We start from the raw sequence: 19,796 nt of genomic DNA, 5'->3' as shown, positions 1-19,796 counted from the left end.
TTTTTTATTGCTCCAGTGCGCTCAAGAAATGGGAGGTCGGCGGTAAAACGCCGGTCCAGATTTCAAAACTCAACCTGGCCTGCTCGGCCAGCATGACAAGCCCGTCTTGAAACACGGCGTTTTTTTGTCGAGCCAGGGCCTGCCACAGGTTTCCCTTGCGGCCATAGTTAAGATCCATGATCACAGCGGGTCTGGCCTGGTCAGGTGTTTCGGACAAGAGCGCAGCCAGCTCCGGCGATTCGGTCCGGGTGGATACGCTGGCGGCATTAACCAGAAGATCCGTCCCCTTGGCAGCCCTGCCCCAGTCTGCGATCCCCAAGGGGGTTCCGCCCAGATCACGACAAAGGGCTTCCGCCCGGCTTTTTTGTCTGGCCGCAACCATTATTTCCTTTGCCTTGGCCTGCCTAAGTCCGGCGACCACGGCCCTGGCCGCTCCGCCTGCGCCCATGACCAGGCAACGCCTGTTAAAGGGGTTGAATCCCGCCTGTTCAAGGGCTCTTACAAAACCCGGCACATCTGTGTTATGCCCGATCATGCCGTTATCTGTGAACTCAATTGTGTTTACCGCGCCAAGGCTCCCGGCTTCATCGCTTAAGCCCTGCAAAAAAGGAATCACCTTCTGCTTATGGGGCACTGTTACATTGGCCCCGGCCAGGCCCAGGGCAAAGAGCCCTTCCACTGCCTGTCCCAGGCGGGCGGGCTCCACGCAAAAACTCACATACCTGCCGTTTATCCCGGCCTTGAAGAGGGCCTGGTTGTGCATTTGGGGCGAAAGCGAGGCCTTTGCCCGCTGGTCTCCCAATACGGCGAACACCTTCATGCCATAAGTCCGTTCAGGGCATCTTGAAAACCGGGATAGCTTATGGCCGCGCTTTCCATTTTTTTGATGTTGGCCTGGTTTTCAGCCAGGGCGCAGGCAATGGCCAGGGTCATGGCTATGCGATGGTCGCCAAAGGAATCCAGCTCAGCCACCGGCTTCAACTTGGCCGGGCCGGTGACCAGGAGGTCGTCGTCCTTGACCCTGATATCCACGCCCAAGGCGCTTAGCTGAGAACAGATGGCGGATATTCTGTCAGATTCCTTGATTCTCAGCTCGCCCACCTGACGGAAGATCGTAACCCCCCGGGCCTGGCTGGCGGCCAGGGCCAGGATAGGCACCTCATCCACCATCAGGGGAATTTCTTCGGCCATGATCTCGCAGGCCTCCAGTTTAGGCGTATACCCCGCCGTGACCCTGCCCCAGGGCTCGGGGTGGTTGCCCTGCTGTTCAATCTTGAGGTCCGCACCCATGCGCAAAAGAACCTTTAGAAAACCTATGCGGGTGGGGTTTAAGAGCACATCCTCAGCCATAACCCTGCTGTCCGGGTTTATCAGGGCGGCGGTGATTAAAAAGGCGGCTGAAGATATGTCGCCCGGAACCCAGTAGCGCTCCGGCAGATCGAGTTCTGACTGGGCCACTTGCCAGGTTCCGTTTTTTCCGTTGCATGCCGCCTTGCATTGAGTCAGAAGCCTTTCGGTATGGTCCCTGCTTTGGGCAGGCTCCCGCACTGTGGTCACCCCCCTGGCCTGGAGACCGGCCAGTAAAAGGGCGCTTTTGAGCTGGGCGCTGGCCACGCTCAGGGTGTGGTCGCAGGCCTTGAGCTCTTTGCCCTTGATAAAAACCGGGGCATTGCCTTTTTCACAGATAAGCTCGGCCCCCATTTGCCTGAGAGGGTCGGCCACCCTTTGCATGGGCCTTTTACGCAAGGATTCGTCGCCGTCCAGGCAGAATTCACCCGGCCGCCCGGCCAAAAGCCCCATTAAAAGGCGCATGGTGGTGCCTGAATTGCCGCAGTCCACCCGGCTGTCTTTGATCTCGCCTAAGGCGCCCTCAACCGAAAGCATGTCGCCAAAGATGTGCGCCTCCCCGCCGAGCAGGTTCACCGCCTTGAGCGATGAGGCGCAGTCTGCGCAAGGGGAGAAGTTGTTCACCTGCATGCGGCCCTTGCCCAATAGCGAGAAAAGGGCAATGCGGTGGGAGATGGATTTATCGCCCGGCGCTTTGAAAGAACCCTTGAGTTTCATGATGCCGCCTCCGGAATAGTGCGCCCCACTGCCCGGGCAACGGGCTTGAGGTCTAGCATGAGAGATTTAAAACCATCGATGGTCAGGCTTTGGCGTCCGTCGGACAAGGCGGAATCGGGCGAGGTGTGCACCTCAACCAGGATGCCGTCCGCACCGGCCGCCACCGCGGCCTTGGCCAGGCTGGGAACCAGCTCCCTTTTGCCTGCCGCGTGACTGGGGTCCACCACCACCGGCAGGTGAGTGTATTGCTTTAAAATGGGAACCGCGGATAGATCAAGGGTGTTTCTGGTCTCAGTCTCAAAGGTGCGGATTCCCCTTTCACAGAGCATCACCTGCCAGTTGCCCCTGGCCAGGATGTATTCAGCGCTTAAAAGCAGCTCTTTTAAACTGGACATGAGCCCCCTTTTCAGGAGCACGGGGCGGTTTGTATCGCCCACCTTTTCCAAAAGGGCAAAGTTCTGCATGTTGCGGGCTCCGATCTGGAGCACATCGGCATAGGCGGCCACCAGGTCCACCTCTTCCGGTTCGAGCACCTCGGTGATGATCGGAAGCCCATGTTTTTCCCTGGCCCGCGCCATTATGGCAAGGCCGTCTTCCCCCAGCCCCCTGAAGGAGTAGGGGCTGGTGCGGGGCTTGAATGCTCCTCCGCGCAAGGCCCCGGCCCCCAGGGAGGCAACTTTATCGGCGATATCCATGAATCCCCGCTCTGATTCCACGGCGCAGGGACCGGCCGTGACTAAAATATCCCTGGAGCCGACCTCCACCCGTCCCAAGGGAATGGTGGTGGGCTCGTTTTTAAATTCCCGGGAAACCAGTTTCCAGGATTTGCTGAAGTCGCAAACCTCTTCCACCCCGGGCAGTGCCTTTAGTTGCTTGCTCAACTTGGCCGCTGTTTCCGCGGTTATTTCTTCTACAATCCCCAAAACATTTTGGTTTCCCGGTTGGATGAGCCTGGGGTTCAGGCCATGGCCCCGCAGGGCCTGGATCGCCTCGGCAACCTGGGATTTGGGGCAGCTTGGCTGCATGGTTACAAACATCAGGATCCTTCTTTCTGTCCGTAAACAAGGCTCACGGCAGATTGCCTGTGAGGGTGTCGGGCGTCTGGTTCGGGTCGTTTTTTTGCAGGGGCATTCCCCCTCCAGCGAGCCTTGGCCTTTCCGAGGGATCAAGCCTCATGCCAAGATAAGTATTGAAAAAATTGCAGAATATGGTTTTGCCCTGACTGGTGGCTATGGATTCGGGGTGAAACTGCACCCCCTCCAGCATCAGTTTTCGGGAGCGGATTCCCATTATCTGGCCGTCCAGACTGAAAGCAGAGGCCTTGAGCTCTGCTGGCAGGGTCTCTTCCCGCACCACCAGGGAGTGATAACGGGTGGCTTTAAAGGGATTGCCAAGCCCCTTGAATATGGTCTTGCCGTCGTGGAACATCTCGCTCAGCTTGCCGTGCACAGGTTCCTTGGCCCTTGTGACCTCGCCGCCAAAGGCATGGGCAATGGCCTGGTGCCCCAGGCATATGCCTAAAATCGGCAGTTTGCCTGCCAGGGCCTTTACCACTTCACAGGAGATTCCCGCCTTTTCCGGCCTGCCAGGGCCAGGGGAGATCATAATCGCCTGAGGTGAAAGTTCTTTTATCTGTTCGAGGCTAAGGATGTCGTTTCTGATCACCTGACATCTCAGGCCCAGGCTGCCTATGACCTGGGCAATGTTAAAGGTGAACGAGTCGTAGTTGTCTATAAGCAGAATCATCACCGGCCCTCCGTTGCCGCTAGAAGGGCCGCCAAGCCCTGGGCTGCCTTGTGGTTTATCTCCTGATACTCCATCTCCGGGTCTGAGTCGGCCACGATGCCGGCGCCTGCCTGCAGGGTGACTTTGTCTTTTTCAAACTGAAGCATGCGAATGGCGATGCAGGTATCCATGCGTTTTCCCGGTCCAAAGAAACCAACCGCTCCGGCATATGGCCCCCTGGGCGTGGTCTCCAGCTCGCCTATGATCTCCATGGCCCTCACCTTGGGCGCTCCGGAGACGGTGCCTGCGGGAAAAGCGGCCTTAAAGGCGTCCCAGACCGTGTTTTTCGGGTCAAGGCGGCCGTTGACCTGGGAAACCAGGTGCATTACATGGCTGAAGCGCTCCACGGTCATGTAGGGAGAAACGGATATGCTTCCGTATTCGCTTAACCTGCCCGCATCGTTTCTGGCCAGGTCCACCAGCATGACATGCTCGGCCTTTTCCTTGTCAGAAGCCAAAAGCTCCTGTTCCAGGGCGTGGTCCTCGGCCGGGTCCTGGGACCTGGGCCTGGTCCCGGCTATGGGGCGCAGGATCACCTTTCCGTCTTCTATCTTGACCAGGGTTTCAGGCGAGGCGCCTGCCAACTGAAAACCGCCCATGTTCAAAAAGAACATGTATGGGGAAGGATTTTTTACCCTTAGCCAACGATAAACCGAAAAGGGATCCATCTCGGCCTTCATGGTGAAAGGAGCTGAAAGTACAACCTGGAAAATTTCCCCGGCCAGGATCTCCTGCTTGGCTTTTTTGACTGCCTCCACAAAATCCCGGCGGGAAGGGCGCTCAACCTGTGCTTGGGACTGCGGCCGGGGCATGGGGGGCAAAGGCTCCTTTAAGCGGGCCTCTATGTTGTCCAGGGCGGCCTCGGCCTTATTTCTATCCTCGGCCAGTGCAACCAGGGTCATTTTCCGGCACAGATGGTCAAAGACTACAAAAGACGAGGCAAAACATAGCCGGGCCAGGGGAAGGTGGTGTTCCTTGGCCGGGTGAAGTTTTTCTATAAGCCCCACTGCTTCATAGCTCACATAACCCGTGAAAGACCCCACGCCGGGCAGGTCCGGCAGGTCTTTGCACTGAAGCATTTGGCTTGCCTTTTGAGCCAAGTCAAAGAATTCTTCGGGCTCGAGGGTCTCTTCCTTGCCTTTTATGGTCAGACTGCTCTTTTGCCAGTTCAGGTCCAGCACAGCCAAGGGGGTGAAAGCGATGACCGAATAACGGCCAACGCTTTGGTCTCCTTCGCCGCTTTCCAAAAGAAAAGAATCCTCTTGGTTTGGGCAAAGCTTCATAAAGGCCGAGACCGGTGTCTCGGTGTCGTCCAGCATTTCTCTGGACAGGGCTGTGAGGTGGAGCATTTTTTGTCTTTCTAAAAAAGTGACAAAAAAAACCCACCGTCTGGTGACGGTGGGCTCGTTTACCTGGTGTTGGGCTGGGAGTCTAGATGTTGACTCCCTTGGTAGAGCTCACCGTCACGGGTTCACACCACCAAAAATAAAAAAACGCAGAAGTGCAAAACAATACCCTGGCCTGACCGGTGGTCTGGCTAAATCGGGTATTTAAATTCATTTGCAGCATCCGCGCTCCCTACTTGATTTTGGTTAGTATCCTAAGAAGCCGCTTGTTTTTGTCAAGGTATTTTTTGGGTTCAATATGACCCTTAGTAAAAATTACCTTTAATAACAAGAAGTTATAATGAATAAATAATTTGAATTGTGACCTTTCCCGTCATTTGCAACAGGACCGTTGTGTATTTTCTTTTACTTGAAGAAATAAAAAGGTGTTTTTTTTCGTTTGTTGTCTTTTCTGATTCGTTTTTTCGTAACGATAAATTTTTAAAAATGCGTCGTGGAATTTTTGAGAAAATGTTTGGAGTTGCCGTTGGGCTAATTTTTAAAAAAGCAGTGTTTCATGGTTTGGGGGGGAGATTTAAATTAAATTAATATTGATTATTGGTTGGATTAAATCTTTGCAGCCCGATTAAAGGGGCAGGCTGTATGGAGGCATCTTTGACAATAGCGTATAGGCGCACCCAGCAAGATAATCAGACTTAAAAAAGAAAACAAAATGCCGGGAAAAAGACTCTGCCATATCCAGATATGGGGTAAAGCAAAGAGCAGAGCCAGGGAAAGTATCAGTCCCGCCTTTTGCGAAGCCGTTATATGAGGACCTTTATACGGCGCCAGCTTTTGTATCAGTTTGGGGGGCGCTATAAGGCAATCCGCCTTGTGGGCGGGATAGGGGCAATGGGCGCAGAGAATGCGCAGGACCAGAAAACCCAGTCCAATGGCTCCGAACAGGAGATAGGCGATTGCCGCAGGTAGGCTTCTTTGAAAAAGTTCGTACAAGGCAACCATAAAGAGGCCGTAATAAGCAACTCTGGCCACGGTTTTGTCGGCCAGGGAAAAACCCTGCAACAGGCATTTGCCCTGAGGTTTATCCATTTGGCGGTTCCCTTATTCGTTATAATTATAGCGATCTGAAAAAGGTTTTAAAAACTATGTAATATTTCTAAATGCAATAGATAGGATATATGGTGAACCTTTATCTAAGGAATCGGAAAGCTCTTGAATAAAGGTTCCCAAACTGATTCACCACTAAGCCAAACAAACAGGCTAACTGCTGTTTTTAGCTCACTAAATCACAGGTGTGGCGATAGGCGGTTTTGATTTCAGAGTTTAAAAACGCCTCCAAAATAGGTCTTTTTGACTTGGGCGGCCTTATCCTCGGCCCAGGATTCAAGACCCATTTTTTTGATCAAACATAAGTTGAACACCTTGGTATTGTGCGGCACCATGCCGGCCTTGTCTGCATAGGGATGGAGGTGATCGCAGGGGAATTCATCACAGTCGCTGCAGATTTCAACACCCTTGGCCGTGATGCACTTATAGACATTACAGGGTTCTTTCATGCCCAGAAAAGGAATCTGCCCCCCATGCGCCCTGCATCCCTTACAGACCGCCATGTTGTAGGGGATTCCATAGTTTTCCGAGATGGTTTTACGCAAGTTGTCATCTTTGCTTGCCAGCCACATCTGGCAATTGAAACAGTCCAGCCCGCACGGAGCCGTCATTTTTTGATAATTCACTTTCACCCCTTGGGTTCAAGACCAGACTCGATCTGGTTGAATGTAGTTTTTTTTGCCAAGTTTTGTTTGGCGTTAAGGCCGTGGGTGTAAATTTTTGTGCATGTTAGCGAAGTTCTGATTGGCTTGTCAATTCTTGAAGTTTTCTTTTCCCTTGCTTTTTCCGTTAATAAGCCAGGCCAAAACAAAATGAGGCCAGTGAATTTGAGATGAAAAAGGTCCCGGCGAAAAGCCGGGCCCCAGGCTGTTTACAAACAGCCTGAACGCGGGCCATGAAATACCCCTAAAATCAGAGGTTTTTGGGGCCCCGAATGGCGGCCCGCCGAATTGCGAGTCTTTCATAAGACAAGTAGTTCTATCCACTTGGCAAAACCGCGTTTTTGTCAAATGGCCTCTGACAAAGTCCAGGAGGACCTTGCCAGCAAGCTCGGGCCCGGCGAAAAGCCGGGCCCGAAGCATGAGATGCGGTTTTCAAGTGCGAGTTAATACGCCCCGATCATTTTGTTGGGCAAGACCAGGACCACCTCGGGGAATATGGTTATCAAGGCCGTGGCCAGGCAAAGCAAAAGGAAAAACGGGGCCGAAGATTTGGCAATGGCCAGGATATCATCGTTATTTAAGCTGCTTATCACAAAAAGATTAAAGCCTACCGGCGGAGTGACCTGGGCCAGCTCTATCATCATTACAATGTAGACGCCAAACCAGATAGGGTCAAAGCCCGCAGCCTTGATCAAGGGCAATACAATGGGTGTGGTCATGACGATCATGGAAAAGCCGTCGATCAAACAGCCCATGCCCATATAGGTGATGGAGAGGATGAAGATAAGCAGGTAGGGCGAGAGCCCCAAAGAGGTCACATATTGGCTCAAGTGGCGGGTTATGCCCAGGTAGCCAACCACCACTGAGAGATAGGCCGCGCCCATGACTATGAGCATGATCATGGCCGTGGTTTTGACAGAGCCCATGAGGCTGTCCTTGAAGACCCGCCAGTTCAGGCTTTTGGTGATCGCCGCAAAGAAGAGAGACCCTGCCACGCCAACCACCCCGGCCTCTGTGGGAGTTGCCCAGCCGGTGTAAATGCTGCCCAGGACAACGCCGATCATAATCGCCACAGGCGCTATCTGGGGCAGGGCCCTAACCCTCTGACCCCAGGTGTATTTGTCTTTGTTGGCCGGGGCCAGAGCGGGGTTTATCAGGCAGCGGGTAACCGTGTAAACGCTGAACAGGCTTGCAATCAAAACTCCCGGCAGCAACCCGCCTATGAAGAGCTTGCCGATGCTTACATCCCCGATTATGCCGTAAACCAGCATCATCATGCTGGGAGGGATCAGAAAACCCAAGGTGCCCGCACCGGCCAGGGAGCCGATGGACATGTTGTAGTCATAGCCGCGTGCGGAGAGTTCGGGGACCGTGATCTTGCCCACAGTGGCGGTGGTCGCGGCTGAGGACCCGCTGACCGCCGCAAAGAAGGTGCAGGCAAACACGTTTACATGGATAAGCCTGCCGGGAATGGAGTCCATCCAGGGGGCCAGGCCGTTAAACAGGTTTTGGGATATTTTGCTGCGGAACAGGATCTCACCCATCCAGATAAACATGGGCAAGGCCAACATGGCCGAGCCGCTGGTATTGTTCCAGATGGCATTGGCCAAAATAGAGCCAGCCGGAAGGTCCGTGAATAAAATCAGGCCAAAGGAACCCACCGAAAAAAGGGAGATGCCGATCCACAAAGAACCGCCGAGAAACACAGCCAGCAGCCCGGCCAAGGTAAGCGAAACAGTAAACAAATCCATTTTATTCTCTCATGTCCTGCATTGGTTTTTCTTTGCCGCCGGCCTTTATCTGCCCAGATCTTCGGCTATTTCAATTAGTTCACTCTCAGGCATTTCACCTTTCAGAACAAGCAGGCCCCTCACGAGCCCGGCTGCCAGCTGCAAGGTGAGAATAAAAGACCCCAGGGGCATAAAGAATTGGGGGATGGCCAGATATGTCTCGGTTATCTGCATGGATTGAGAGCCGCTTACCACTGAATCCCAGAAAAATAAGCCGCTATGGTAGGTCAGGAAAATGCAAAAGATCAATCCCGCGCCCAAACAGCACAGCTCCAGAAACAGGCGCGCGCGGTTTTTCAGGCTTTTGTAAATGAAAACCATGCGGATATGGCCTTTTTCCTTAAAGGTGTAGGCCAGGCCACAAAAGGCCAGACCGCACATGAGGTAGCCCGAGTATTCATCGGTGATGTAGATGGTGGCGTCAAACAGGCTGCGGGCGACAATCTCCACCAGGACAATGGCCAGACCCAAACAGGTCATGACCCCGGCGGCATATCCTCCCAACTGGCTAAGCTTGTCTATAAAATGGATCAGGGGCTTCATGGCTGGTTCGCCTTCTTTTTATCAGCCTGCCTGAAAAGGCGCTAATAGCCTTTCCAGGCAGAAAATTGAATTAATTAAAGATTCTTATTTGCCGGATTTTTTGGTGAATTCCTCGTAAATCTTAACCGCGTCGGCGGGTGCGCTCTTGAGCCATTCTTTGTGTATGGACATGCTGGCTTTTTTAAGGCCCTCTAAGATCTGCGGGGAGACCGGCACACTGGTGATGCCCTTTTGGTTGCAAAGAGCCTCCTTTTCCTTATCCAGGGCCGCGACCTTGCCCCAGATTTTTTCTTCCATTGCCTTGCCTGCGGCGATCAAGGCTTCCTGGGTCTTTTTGTCCAGTTTGTTAAAGGCGCGAAGGTTCACATTGACCATGTTGGTGGCGATGGTGATGTTAAATCTCTCAAAGTTGTTCAGCACTTCCCAGAATTTGCCGTCAACCGCCGTGGTGGTGGAGGTGATCACCGAGTCGATCAAGCCCGTGGCCAGGGAGGAGTAGACTTCCGAAAAGGGCAGGGCATAGGGAGTCGCGTCGAGGTTTTTGATTAAAAGGGCGCCGTTTTTGTCATAAGTTCTGACCTTGTGACCCTTGATGTCTTCGATTTTCAAGATTTTGTCTTTGCTCCACAGGCCGGTGGGGGGCCAGGGGGCAATATAGAGTATCTTCTGGTTCCATTTGGCAGCGGCCTTGTCAAAGTAGGGCCTGGCTATCTGGGTTAAGCGTTTGGCGTCTTCAAGGTCACGGCACAAAAAGGGCAGGGTGACAATCTGAAAAATCTTGGCGTCACCGGCCACAGCGCTTATGACCATATCCGAGACAGGCAAAAGTCCGTCCCGCACTGCCTTGAGCAGTTCCGGACCCTTGTAGCCCAGGGCGCCTCCCAGGTTGACGATAATCTCCAGCTCACCGTTGGTGGCATTTTTCACCTGATCGGCGAACTCGATCATGGCTTGACTGTGGTGGTTCTTTGGCGGCCAGGCGATATTGGCGTTCCATGTGGTTTTGGCCATGGCTGAACCCATTAGCAGGCCTGTGGCCAAAAGGGCTGTCATGCATGCCAGTAAAAGTTTTTTCACAGTGCACCTCCGTAAACAAGTGGTAGTTCCATACGAGGGTCAGTCGCCCGGATCAGCCTGCAAGGCATCCACAGGACAAAGCTCCGCACAATAAGCCCTTCCCCCCACGCAAGAGCACTCTTGTACAATTTCAAGCTCTACTTCCCCGGTTTCAGTGATGTGAACCAGGATGTTTGATTCCTGGGGGTTGAAGAGGTTTTTTTGAGAAAGGGAACAAGCCAGTTCGCAGATGCGGCAGCCGACACAAATCCCGGGTTTTATAGTTATCTGTATGGTTTTTGTGGGTTTATCGGCAGTATCGGTTGTCCGCTTGGTTTGACTTGTCAACATGGTTTACTTCTTTTAGTTGGGGTAAAGGGTCAATTGATGAAGGTTTTTGGCCTTTGTGCGATTTATCGGGCGCTTTTTTTCAGCGGGAGCCGTCTTCCCGCCTGCTCCACTGCGTCCACCTGCTCATGGAGCCCATGTTCAAGGGCGGTTTCCTTGAAAGGCCAGCCGGTAACCTGGTCCCAGTTTCGAAACCGGTAATATTCGTCCAGCATGGTGCTGAACTGCTCCATATCTATTTTTTCGCCCTTGAAAATGCCTTTGCTCACCGGTTCTTGTAGAAGCCGGACCGGGGGCAGACAATCCGCCCGCCCGAAACCGGCATGGAGCAGGTTGAAGATGGTTTCACTTACCTGGATCTTTTCGCCGACATCCAAAAGCGCCTCGGCGCTAAGATCTCTTCCAGTGACCAGGTTGTAAAAGGAGGCGATCTGGCGAGGCACGAAGAGCGAGAGGTCCATCCACATACTCGGCAGATAACAAAGCCCCATCATGTCGATAACAGCCTTGTATCTTTCAAACATCACAACTAAAGAGGCCTTGTCCCTGTAACAGCCCGCAGAGGATGGGCTGGGCAGGCCAAAGATGGATTCATCGTCTTCTGCGTCTGTCCATTTAAATTCCACGGCCGGTGCTCCGCGCAGGTGCCCGCCGCCCTTGGTGCTGGTCAGTATGCCGAGCGCCCAGGCCCGATGGGAGCGCATGCCTGCTTCCATCAGCGCGTTTTTATGACTTGTGGTGGCCAGTTTGTGGGAGCCCCTGCCCAGGATATGGGTTGCCTGGCTAAGGCCTTGGCTTAAAACTTTGCCAAAGCCGGTATGGGCGACGATGCGATCCGCCAAAAGGCTTAGGGCGTCTGCATTCCCCCATTTAAGCTCCAGCCCGTCGGTTTCGTTCTGGCTGATGATTCCATTCTCAAAGCACTCAACCGCCCAGGCCATGACCGCAGAAAGATGATCGCCGTCGATCCCGTTAAGGTTGGCCTTGGCATGAATCTCCAGCATTTTGTCGGGGTCTGTGATGCCCAGGTTGGAGGCAAAGGCCCGCCAGGTGTTGGCCTGGATGCCTTCGCATTTAAGATGGTTGATTTCATAGATGCGGCTGCCGTGGTAGGGACAGCCAAAGCAGGATCTTAGGGCCTTTTGTCTGGGTTCGAATTTATCCTGAAGTATTTTTTCTATTTTTTCGTCGGGCCAGAATTCGTCCGACATGTTGCGCACCGCATGGGGGCGTTTTTCCTTGGGTCCCAAATAGCCCAGCAAGGTGCCTCCCTGGCGGTAGACCTTGGCGAAACCGCTTTGGTTTATCACTTCTTCATGGTAGCGTTTCACTTCTTGGATAAGGGCTTCAGGGTGTGCCGCCTTCAGCCCGAGCCTGCCGCGGACCGCCACTGCCTTTAAGTTTTTACTGCCAAAGACAGCGCCCGCGCCTCCATATCCTATGGCCCGCCCCCGGTCCACAATCAGGCAAGCGAACTTGACCAGGTTTTCTCCGCCCGGCCCTATAGTCAGGGTTCTTATATTGGGGTCATTCAAGGCTTTTTGAATGAAGACCTCGGTGTCCCAGGTGCTTTGCCCCCAGAGAGCTTCGGCGTCTTGGAAGAAAACCTTTCCGTCCTGAACAAAAAGATAAACAGGCGAGGCCGCACGGCCGGTTATGACCAGATGATCAAAGCCCGCGAACTTCATCTCAGCTGCGAAATGACCGCCGCCGTTGCTTGAACCCAGCCCTCCGGTTATGACGTTTTTAAATTCAACCGCAAGGCGGCAGGCTGTGGGGGCCAGGGTTCCCACCAGGGGACCCGATCCCAAAATTATGGTGTTCTCGGGGTCAAGGGGATGGGTGTCGGGCTTTAACGCAGAAAAAAGCAGCTTTTGGTTGATGCCGCGTCCGCCGACCCAGGAAAGATATTCTTCGGTTTCGGTCAGATCTATTTTTTGCCGGGTCAGGTCAATAAAGGCTGTTTTTCCCGCGTAGCCAAAGGCCATGAGTCCTGTTTCCTTTGATTTGCCCCAACTGGCCTTTTAAATAGCCAAGTTGATGAAAAAGGTTTTTTACAACGTGCTTATATCGTTTATTTTTCAAGGCTATGTCATATGCCTCGCCGCCATTCGTCCCCCTAAAATCTCCGATTTTAGGGGTATATCTGCCCCACTTTGCAATCTGTTTAAGGAGAGCCTGTTAATCGCTTATCAGCCAGTCTTTGGTCCCCTGGAAACCGCCTTCTGGCGAGAGATACTCCAATATTCTTTTCCGGAAGGTGCGGTTGTGCTTAAAGATCGCCTCCTGCAGTTTGGGGAAGTCTTTTTGGGCCAGAAGATTCATGATCTCCTGGTGGTCTGCGATCAAAATTTGGTAAAGCTCCTCCACGGGTTGATCTTTGAATATCTCCACGCTAAATGAGATGAAACCCAGGCGTTCAGCCTCAAAACGCACCCTTTTAAGCCCATAGATCAGGTACTCGTTGCGCGAGGCATGGTAAAAAGCCATGTGAAAGACATGGTTGGCCATGAGTATCTCGAAAAGCCTTTTTTCCCGGACCGATTTTTTCATGGCCTCCTGGGCCTTTTTCATCAAATCCAGTTCCTTGTCCAGGTCATGCAGGTAAATGTTCCTGGCAATACTTTGCTCCAGGACATCCATGGCACTGAAAAGGGCCTTGGTGTTTTGGATGGTGATGGGCTTCACCAAAATGGCCTTGCTGGGGTGCAGCTCCACAATACCGTTGGAGGCCAGGCTGCGAACCGCCTCCCTTATGGGAGTGCGTCCCAATTTCAACTCTTTGATCAGATCCTTCTCGTTCAGTATCTGGCCGGGGCCGTATTCCAGCGTAACAATCTTTTTATAAATATTTCTATAAGCTGCTTCGCTCATGTACAGAGCGGCATGTTTGTCGGAAAAGTTTCCGTTCTTGATAAATGAGTTGACCCAATAACCCAGATCAATGTGTTCCATGTTGTCATCCCTCACACCGCGCACTGCGATATACATACAATATACACAGTGTATATTGTCAATATGTTATTTATGACATTTCAGGCCCTTGCCTGGCAATCGGGGCGTCAATCCGCCCGGAGGCCGCAAGGCTTTTTTCTGTAATTCTCCAAAGATAAAAGGGAATGTAGATATAAGAACAGGTCTTTTAAGTGAACAAGATTTCTATGAAAAGAAAATTTTTCTGAGTGAAGTCGGGGCAGATATGATTCACTCCTTTGCAAGTATCTTGTTTAATAACGGCATGCGAGGCCTCCCTTTTGCACTGTAACTGAAAAGTGCTTGCGTACGACTGTGATATAAAAGGTATTAGAAGTAATCTCTAAAATATCCAAATGTTATTATTGAAATAATTTATGAAGACGGTTTTTGTTTGAGGCTCGGGCCTGTCCCTGCCTGCCGGATGCAGCCACTTAGAGTGGGTATAAAGTTTAAATAAATAAAGAAAATTTATAACTTAAAATATTGATCCTCGCGGAGCGCTTTCAAAAATTCCGAAACCAGCGGCAACCAGGCTCGTGTTTGAAGCTGCCGGCATTTAACAGAAAGAAGAATTCGCACATGGCTGAAAAGAAGAGAGTCTGCCCCATATGGGTTGGTTACACCTTTTTACTCAATCCCTTGCGCAAAATATTGGAGAACCCCAAAGCAATGTTGGAGCCGTATGTGAAACCGGGTATGACGGTTCTGGAGACCGGCTGCGCCCTGGGCTTTTTCACCCTGCCCCTGGCCAGGATGGTGGGCCCCTCGGGCAAGGTTGTGGCTGTGGATGTACAGCAAAACATGCTGGACGGCCTGGCCCGCAGGGCGTCCCGGGCCGGATTGAGCGATCGGTTGGAGCTAAGGCTGGCTTCAGACAACTCCCAGAATTTAGCCGACCTGGGCCGGACCGTTGACTTTGTCTGCGCCCTTCACATGGTCCATGAAGTTCCTTCGGCTGAATCCTTCTTCCAGGAGGTGGGCGAGGTGACTAAAACCGGAGCCAAGCTCCTTTTTATTGAACCCAAGGGACATGTATCCAAAGAAAGATTCCTTCAATGCATAGGTTTTGCCGAAGACGCCGGATTTAAATTTCTGGCTGATTCCTCCAATCCAGCCAAAAGCCGGGCCTTATTCCAAAAATTTTGATTTTCCGCCCAATCCCTTGCCCGGTTTTTAACTTTGGGTAAGGGATTTTTATCTTACTAAGCTGTGGTTTGATAAGTTTCGTCAGGCAAAGGACGCGTTTCCCCTGTTCTTGCACTGAATGTCAATCAATCTTTTCAGTCTTTTTCAAATTCCAGCATTAAAATAAATAGCCGGCCTAAAAAACAGTCCTTTTAGGGGTGACATCGCGAAAAGCTAAATTGATTCAATCATTAAAATTTGGTTTGGCGCCTCATCATGGATTACGTCTTCCTTTTCAAGTGGTTGCTGGCATTTTCTCCCATTGCAGTGGTCCTGATCCTCATGATCGGCTTTAACTGGGGTGGCGGTAGGGCCGGAGCAGCCGGTTGGTTTACCGCTTTAATAGTGGCGGTTGCCTTTTTCGGCGCAGGATCCAATCTTTTGGCCTTTGCTCAGACCAAAGGGATTTTGCTCTCCATTTATGTGCTTTATATCGTGTGGATGGCTCTTCTGCTCTACAACGTGGTGCAGGATACCGGGGCTATTGAAACCATAGGGCAAGGAATTCAAAAGCTTACCAGCAACCGAATTATCCAGCTTTTGATTTTGGGCTGGGTCTTCAGCTCCTTTTTACAAGGCGTCGCAGGTTTTGGGGTGCCGATCGCAGTGGTGGGGCCGTTGCTTATGGGCCTGGGCTTTCCCGCGGCTGTATCGGTAGCGGCTCCGGCCATTGGCCATTCCTGGTCGGCGTTTTTCCTGGGGGGCACAGCCTATCTCTGCGGCCTGGCGTTTTTCCATTTTTATGGTGGGTTCAAGGCGCTTAAGGAAGGGCTGCCTGCCATTTTGATTATTGGAACCGTCACGGCCGCCACCCAGTATAGCCTGGCTGTGAGCGGGCTTTGGACCCTGGCCGGTTTTGTGCCCCACTTCTTTATGCTGGGGCTGCAACTTTACGGGATCAAAATTTTTGTGCGCCTTACCAGGATTCCGCTTTATGTCCTGATACCTTCCATACTGGTTCTTTGCAGTGTGGGGTCTTTTTCAATTCATAATAGGTTCTTTGATATTTGGGTGTTAGTTATTTTCGGCCTTATGGGCTATGCCATGGCCAAGATTAAACTGCCCTTGGCTCCCATGATTCTGGGAGTGATCCTGGGCCCCATGGCTGAATCTAATTTCTGCCGGGCCCTTATGAGCGAAAATGATTTGACCCTCTTTATAACCAGGCCCATTTCCGCCTTTTTCCTGGTATTGTCTGTATTGTCTCTTTTAATGCCTCTCTATAAAAGTTATAGGGCTAAGAAAAAGGCAAAAGTCAGTGCCGCTGCTTAATTAAGAACACCACATGACGGAGTCAAAAATGAGTAAACATTTCGAGACCCATCGTCCTCTTTTGATGGGTGACCGCTTTATGATAACCGCTGACCACCCCTTGGCCGTGCAGGCCGCAGCCTCTGTTCTGGAGGCCGGGGGCAATGCAATGGACGCGGCCATTTGCGCCAACCTGGTTTTGACTGTGGTGCGCCCCCACATGTCCGGCATGGGTGGAGACCTTTTTGCCCTGGTCTATAAATCCGATACCGGCGCTTTTGAGGCGCTTAACGCCAGCGGCCGGGCTCCGGCCAGGGCCACCTTGGAATTCTTCAAGGAAAAGGGCTATGACAAGATGCCCGAGTACGGAATTCTCACCTCCACCGTACCCGGCGCCGTCATGGGCTGGCACTCTGCCTTGGAAAGACACGGCACCATGGGGCTGGATAAGCTCCTGGCCAGAGCCATTGATTACGCGGAAAAGGGCTTTGGGGTTTATACGGACCTGCGAAAGGCCATGATTGACCGCCGCTCCAAACTGGAAGAATCCCAGGCCGCCATGGATACCTTTATACCCCAGGGCAAGGTTCCCGAGGTGGGGAGTATTCTGTATCAGCCGACCTTGGCCAAGTCTTACCGTCTGCTGGCTGACATGGGACCGGATGCATTTTACAACGGCCCCCTGGGCAGGGCCCTGGTGGAATATTCAGACCAGCTCGGCGGCCTTTTCAGTGAAGAAGATCTGGCCGCCCACCGGGTGAATTGGGTTGATCCCCTGAAGACCGGATACAGGGGATACGAAATCTGCACCCAGCCTCCCAACTCCCAGGGCCTGGCCCTCTTACTCCAGGCCAATATGCTGGATACTTTTGACATAAGCGGCCTTAAGCCTGATTCGGCAGAGCTTATACACCTTATGGTGGAGGCCAAAAAATTGGCCTTTGCCGACCGCAATGCCTATGTCTGCGATCCCGAGTTTAATGAAATCCCACTGGATAAACTTTTGGACAAGGAACTGGCCCGGGACCAGGCCGGCAAGATAAACCCCGACCAGGCTGCGCCCCAGCCTGAGCTCAGGCGCTTCACCACCGGCGGCGATGATACGGTCTACCTGGCGGTGGTCGATGAAGACGGCAACGCGGTTTCCTTGATTCAAAGCATTTACGAGGCGTTCGGTTCCTGCGTTATGGTGCCTGATTCAGCCATGGTGCTGCATAACCGGGGTAGGGGCTTCAGCCTGGATCCGGATCATCCCAACTGCCTCGCGCCGGGTAAGCGCCCCTATCACACCCTGCATCCGGCCATGATACTGAAAGACGGCAAGCCTGCTTATGTGCTTGGTTCGCCTGGTGCGGACGGCCAGACCCAGACCGTGATTCAAATGACCACAGCCATGCTTGATTTTGGGGCCGATCCTCAACAGGCCATGGAGGCTCCCCGCTGGCGGGCCGAACCTGACGGCACCCTTTTGATGGAAGGGCGTTTCCCTGCTGAAACCGTCAAGGCCCTTGAGCAAAAAGGGCATAAGGTGAAGGTGTTGGATGATTGGGATGAGGTGATGGGAAGCTCCCAGGCTATCCGCATCAATGAAAACGGTCTGAAAATGGGAGGGGCCGATCCCCGCCGCCAGGCCTATGGCATCTGCAGGTAAGGGCATAGACCCCATTTGGAATTTACCTTCATGCGGACTGCGGTAATCAACCCATAACGCCGCAGACTTCCCCTTTGTCTGCCTGCCCTTGCCACGGGCCGTGAGGGCAGGCCCTTTTAAAAAGGCAGATAACAACTTACCGGGCGTTCATATTCATCCGGTAAGTTGTTTGTCCAAAGGGAATCAATCAATACCCCAGATGGAATCCAACTCCTGGTTTGTCAATTCCACGGTCTTGTTGTGGGGAGGCAGCGGCTCTTTATAGAAGAAGTCCGGCAGGCGGTCATCTTGCCTGGTCAATCCGGCCCTTCTGTTAAAGATAATTTCCTGTTTGATAATTTCCCGCCAAAGCCCGGTCAACCGCTCATAGTCTGAACCATCTCCCACCTTGGCCTGGTAAAGCCTGGCCAAAAGTTCCGGGGTGGTGGCCCCCATGGCAAACAGGCAGATGCCCAGGGTGTCAATGCCCATGACCTGGGTCTGTTTTTCTCTGGAAAGCTCGGCAACTCCCTTGGTTGAAAGAGGGTCAACCTTACCGGCCAGGGCGTCGCCTATAAAGTTGCCTGCCGTGTGATCCGCACCCATGGGGCAGGAGCCATAGGTCGCGCTCATACCCTGAATTCCCCTGGGATCATAGGCTGCAATACTCTGGTTTTTACAGGCCGGAATCCTGTGATGCCCCAAGTGGCGGCCGGTTGCGGTGGGTCCCTGACCCAGGACAAGCCCCAGGCCTTCGCCTTTGGCGATCTGCATCAGCATTTCCCTTGCCGCTGTTGCATCTCCAAACTGGGCTTGGCCCGCATCCATGGCGATTGCCATGGTCACGCCTGTGCCTATGGTGTCAAGACCGATCTCATCGCAGAGCCGGTCCATGGCCGCAATGGCGTCTAAGTCGTCAATGCCGCACATGCCGCCTGTGGACCAGATCGTTTCATATTCAAGGGAAGAGGTTACAAATTTGCCCGCCTGATCCAGGTATTCATTGGAGCAATGGATAATGCAGCCTGTGCAGCCTGCGTGAGTGGTGTTGCCGCCTCTTTGCTCCAGGGTCTCCTTAAGGGCCTCGCCGCTGATTTTTTCCCAGCCTGGGAAAACACCTTGGGTGGCGTTATAGCTGGGGAAAGCTCCCAGGCTGTTCACCGCGCCGATCAGGGCGCTGGTGCCCAGCTCGGGCAAGACCTTGCCGGAAAAAGGGGATTCCTTAACCGCCTTGGCTAATTCCTTGGCAGCCCTGTTAAAGGCCTCTTTGTTTTGATAGACGGGCTTTTGTTTGCCTTCTCGGGATATGACTATGGCTTTAAGGCCCTTGGATCCCATGACCGCACCGAGGCCCCCCCGCCCCGCAGCCCGGCAGGGGCGTCCGTCTTTGTCCGTGGACTGGACTGAGGCCAGGGCCATCTGCTGTTCCCCGGCCGGGCCAATGCAGCAGATTCCGATATCCGGCCCAAAGCGTTCAAAGAGTTTTTCACATAGCTCATAGGTCATCAACCCGGCCAGATCAGAGGCTGAATGCAGGGTGGGCTTGGCTTCTTCGTCCAGGTGGAGCACCCAAAGCCCCTCCAGGCTTCCCTGCACGACCAATGCCCCCAACCCCAGCCTGGCCAGGGCCAGGGCCGTGGTTCCGCCCACATTACTTTCCTTTATGCCGCCTGTAAGAGGGCTTTTGCCTCCAATTGAAAGCCTGCCCGTATTAACCAGGCTGGTGCCGGTTAAAAGGCCCGGTGCAAAGATCAGGTTGTTGAGAGGGCCCAGGGCATGGCAAGCCGAGTCAGTCATGGCGCAGGTCAGGGCAGAGGTGAGGCCTCTGCCCCCCAAATATTGCATGGCCAAGGGAGCTTGTTCCAACTTGGCGGATTTATTAGTAAGATCATAATATAAAATGTTCATGAAAAGACCTCCTTGACCGATATAGTCTAATAATCAACCATCAGACCTGTTCTTGTCATGCAAAATAAGGTTTTTTTTCGGGTGAGGCTGGAAGGGGAAAAACGCCTGCTTTCCAGAGGCTTACCCATGGATTGTCGACCGTTGT

17 protein-coding genes are annotated in these 19,796 nt (G+C 52.9%); 3 read left to right on the top strand and 14 right to left on the bottom strand.

Going from position 1 to position 19,796, the window contains the following annotated elements; genetic code table 11:
• Positions 1–4: 4 nt before the first annotated feature.
• From aroE to X474_RS15510, 13 genes are all read right to left on the bottom strand, one after another.
• Positions 5–820 carry a shikimate dehydrogenase gene (gene aroE, locus X474_RS15580; RefSeq protein WP_044350170.1) on the bottom strand — a complete coding sequence of 272 codons (816 nt, stop codon included), beginning with the start codon at positions 818–820 and terminating at the stop codon, positions 5–7.
• A complete protein-coding gene (aroA, locus tag X474_RS15575; protein ID WP_044350169.1) occupies positions 817–2,064 on the bottom strand; it encodes a 3-phosphoshikimate 1-carboxyvinyltransferase in 1,248 nt (415 codons plus the stop codon). The genes aroE and aroA overlap by 4 nt, the downstream gene beginning before the upstream one ends.
• The gene (aroF, locus tag X474_RS15570; RefSeq protein ID WP_044350168.1) at positions 2,061–3,101 is read right to left on the bottom strand and encodes a 3-deoxy-7-phosphoheptulonate synthase; all 1,041 of its coding nucleotides are present in this window, start codon (positions 3,099–3,101) and stop codon (positions 2,061–2,063) included. Before aroF ends, aroA begins: the two co-directional genes overlap by 4 nt.
• Positions 3,102–3,132: 31 nt before the next feature.
• On the bottom strand, positions 3,133–3,810 hold the full coding sequence (locus X474_RS15565; RefSeq protein ID WP_082464411.1) for an anthranilate synthase component II: 678 nt from the start codon (positions 3,808–3,810) through the stop codon (positions 3,133–3,135).
• Positions 3,810–5,198, bottom strand: a complete 1,389-nt coding sequence (locus X474_RS15560; protein WP_044350167.1) for an anthranilate synthase component I family protein — start codon at positions 5,196–5,198, stop codon at positions 3,810–3,812. Before X474_RS15560 ends, X474_RS15565 begins: the two co-directional genes overlap by 1 nt.
• Positions 5,199–5,801: 603 nt before the next feature.
• Positions 5,802–6,284: a hypothetical protein gene (locus X474_RS15550; RefSeq protein ID WP_044350165.1), complete on the bottom strand. Its 483-nt coding sequence runs from the start codon at positions 6,282–6,284 to the stop codon at positions 5,802–5,804.
• A gap of 227 nt (positions 6,285–6,511) precedes the next feature.
• On the bottom strand, positions 6,512–6,928 hold the full coding sequence (locus X474_RS15545; RefSeq protein ID WP_044350164.1) for a DUF3795 domain-containing protein: 417 nt from the start codon (positions 6,926–6,928) through the stop codon (positions 6,512–6,514).
• Between the two features lie 479 nt (positions 6,929–7,407).
• Positions 7,408–8,715: a TRAP transporter large permease gene (locus X474_RS15535; RefSeq protein WP_044350162.1), complete on the bottom strand. Its 1,308-nt coding sequence runs from the start codon at positions 8,713–8,715 to the stop codon at positions 7,408–7,410.
• 45 nt (positions 8,716–8,760) lie between these two features.
• Positions 8,761–9,297: a TRAP transporter small permease subunit gene (locus tag X474_RS15530; protein ID WP_044350161.1), complete on the bottom strand. Its 537-nt coding sequence runs from the start codon at positions 9,295–9,297 to the stop codon at positions 8,761–8,763.
• Between the two features lie 84 nt (positions 9,298–9,381).
• Positions 9,382–10,374, bottom strand: a complete 993-nt coding sequence (locus tag X474_RS15525; RefSeq protein ID WP_052515277.1) for a TRAP transporter substrate-binding protein — start codon at positions 10,372–10,374, stop codon at positions 9,382–9,384.
• 39 nt (positions 10,375–10,413) lie between these two features.
• Complete coding sequence (locus tag X474_RS15520; protein WP_052515276.1) at positions 10,414–10,704, bottom strand: 4Fe-4S dicluster domain-containing protein; 291 nt, start codon at positions 10,702–10,704, stop codon at positions 10,414–10,416.
• Positions 10,705–10,766: 62 nt separating this feature from the next.
• A complete protein-coding gene (locus X474_RS15515; RefSeq protein ID WP_044350160.1) occupies positions 10,767–12,689 on the bottom strand; it encodes an aldehyde ferredoxin oxidoreductase family protein in 1,923 nt (640 codons plus the stop codon).
• 193 nt (positions 12,690–12,882) lie between these two features.
• Entirely contained in the window at positions 12,883–13,656 is a 774-nt protein-coding gene (locus X474_RS15510; protein ID WP_052515275.1) for a GntR family transcriptional regulator, read from the bottom strand.
• A gap of 600 nt (positions 13,657–14,256) precedes the next feature.
• On the opposite strand from X474_RS15510, the gene X474_RS15505 reads away from it, so the two are divergent.
• From X474_RS15505 to ggt, 3 genes are all read left to right on the top strand, one after another.
• Positions 14,257–14,823 carry a class I SAM-dependent methyltransferase gene (locus X474_RS15505; protein ID WP_044350159.1) on the top strand — a complete coding sequence of 189 codons (567 nt, stop codon included), beginning with the start codon at positions 14,257–14,259 and terminating at the stop codon, positions 14,821–14,823.
• A gap of 255 nt (positions 14,824–15,078) precedes the next feature.
• Positions 15,079–16,134 (top strand): L-lactate permease, encoded by a 1,056-nt coding sequence (locus tag X474_RS15500; protein ID WP_052515274.1) that lies wholly within the window; start codon positions 15,079–15,081, stop codon positions 16,132–16,134.
• 28 nt (positions 16,135–16,162) lie between these two features.
• Positions 16,163–17,764, top strand: coding sequence for a gamma-glutamyltransferase (gene ggt / locus X474_RS15495; RefSeq protein ID WP_044350158.1), 1,602 nt, complete (start codon positions 16,163–16,165; stop codon positions 17,762–17,764).
• 183 nt (positions 17,765–17,947) lie between these two features.
• Here the strand turns inward: ggt and X474_RS15490 are convergent, their stop codons facing one another.
• Positions 17,948–19,651: an aldehyde ferredoxin oxidoreductase family protein gene (locus X474_RS15490; protein ID WP_044350157.1), complete on the bottom strand. Its 1,704-nt coding sequence runs from the start codon at positions 19,649–19,651 to the stop codon at positions 17,948–17,950.
• Positions 19,652–19,796 lie beyond the last annotated feature (145 nt).

The organism is Dethiosulfatarculus sandiegensis, assembly GCF_000931935.2.
Classification (GTDB): domain Bacteria; phylum Desulfobacterota; class Desulfarculia; order Desulfarculales; family Desulfarculaceae; genus Dethiosulfatarculus; species Dethiosulfatarculus sandiegensis.
The sequence above is the reverse complement of the archived record's forward strand: the minus strand, read 5'-3'. Positions and strand labels throughout refer to the sequence as shown.

Bases quoted from the DNA above. Each gene is read 5' to 3' on its own strand.
- aroE (WP_044350170.1), bottom strand. From the start codon at position 820: ATGAAGGTGTTCGCCGTATTGGGAGACCAGCGGGCAAAGGCCTCGCTT.
- aroA (WP_044350169.1), bottom strand. From the start codon at position 2,064: ATGAAACTCAAGGGTTCTTTCAAAGCGCCGGGCGATAAATCCATCTCC.
- aroF (WP_044350168.1), bottom strand. From the start codon at position 3,101: ATGTTTGTAACCATGCAGCCAAGCTGCCCCAAATCCCAGGTTGCCGAG.
- X474_RS15565 (WP_082464411.1), bottom strand. From the start codon at position 3,810: ATGATTCTGCTTATAGACAACTACGACTCGTTCACCTTTAACATTGCC.
- X474_RS15560 (WP_044350167.1), bottom strand. From the start codon at position 5,198: ATGCTCCACCTCACAGCCCTGTCCAGAGAAATGCTGGACGACACCGAG.
- X474_RS15550 (WP_044350165.1), bottom strand. From the start codon at position 6,284: ATGGATAAACCTCAGGGCAAATGCCTGTTGCAGGGTTTTTCCCTGGCC.
- X474_RS15535 (WP_044350162.1), bottom strand. From the start codon at position 8,715: ATGGATTTGTTTACTGTTTCGCTTACCTTGGCCGGGCTGCTGGCTGTG.
- X474_RS15530 (WP_044350161.1), bottom strand. From the start codon at position 9,297: ATGAAGCCCCTGATCCATTTTATAGACAAGCTTAGCCAGTTGGGAGGA.
- X474_RS15520 (WP_052515276.1), bottom strand. From the start codon at position 10,704: ATGTTGACAAGTCAAACCAAGCGGACAACCGATACTGCCGATAAACCC.
- X474_RS15515 (WP_044350160.1), bottom strand. From the start codon at position 12,689: ATGGCCTTTGGCTACGCGGGAAAAACAGCCTTTATTGACCTGACCCGG.
- X474_RS15510 (WP_052515275.1), bottom strand. From the start codon at position 13,656: ATGGAACACATTGATCTGGGTTATTGGGTCAACTCATTTATCAAGAAC.
- X474_RS15505 (WP_044350159.1), top strand. From the start codon at position 14,257: ATGGCTGAAAAGAAGAGAGTCTGCCCCATATGGGTTGGTTACACCTTT.
- X474_RS15500 (WP_052515274.1), top strand. From the start codon at position 15,079: ATGGATTACGTCTTCCTTTTCAAGTGGTTGCTGGCATTTTCTCCCATT.
- ggt (WP_044350158.1), top strand. From the start codon at position 16,163: ATGAGTAAACATTTCGAGACCCATCGTCCTCTTTTGATGGGTGACCGC.
- X474_RS15490 (WP_044350157.1), bottom strand. From the start codon at position 19,651: ATGAACATTTTATATTATGATCTTACTAATAAATCCGCCAAGTTGGAA.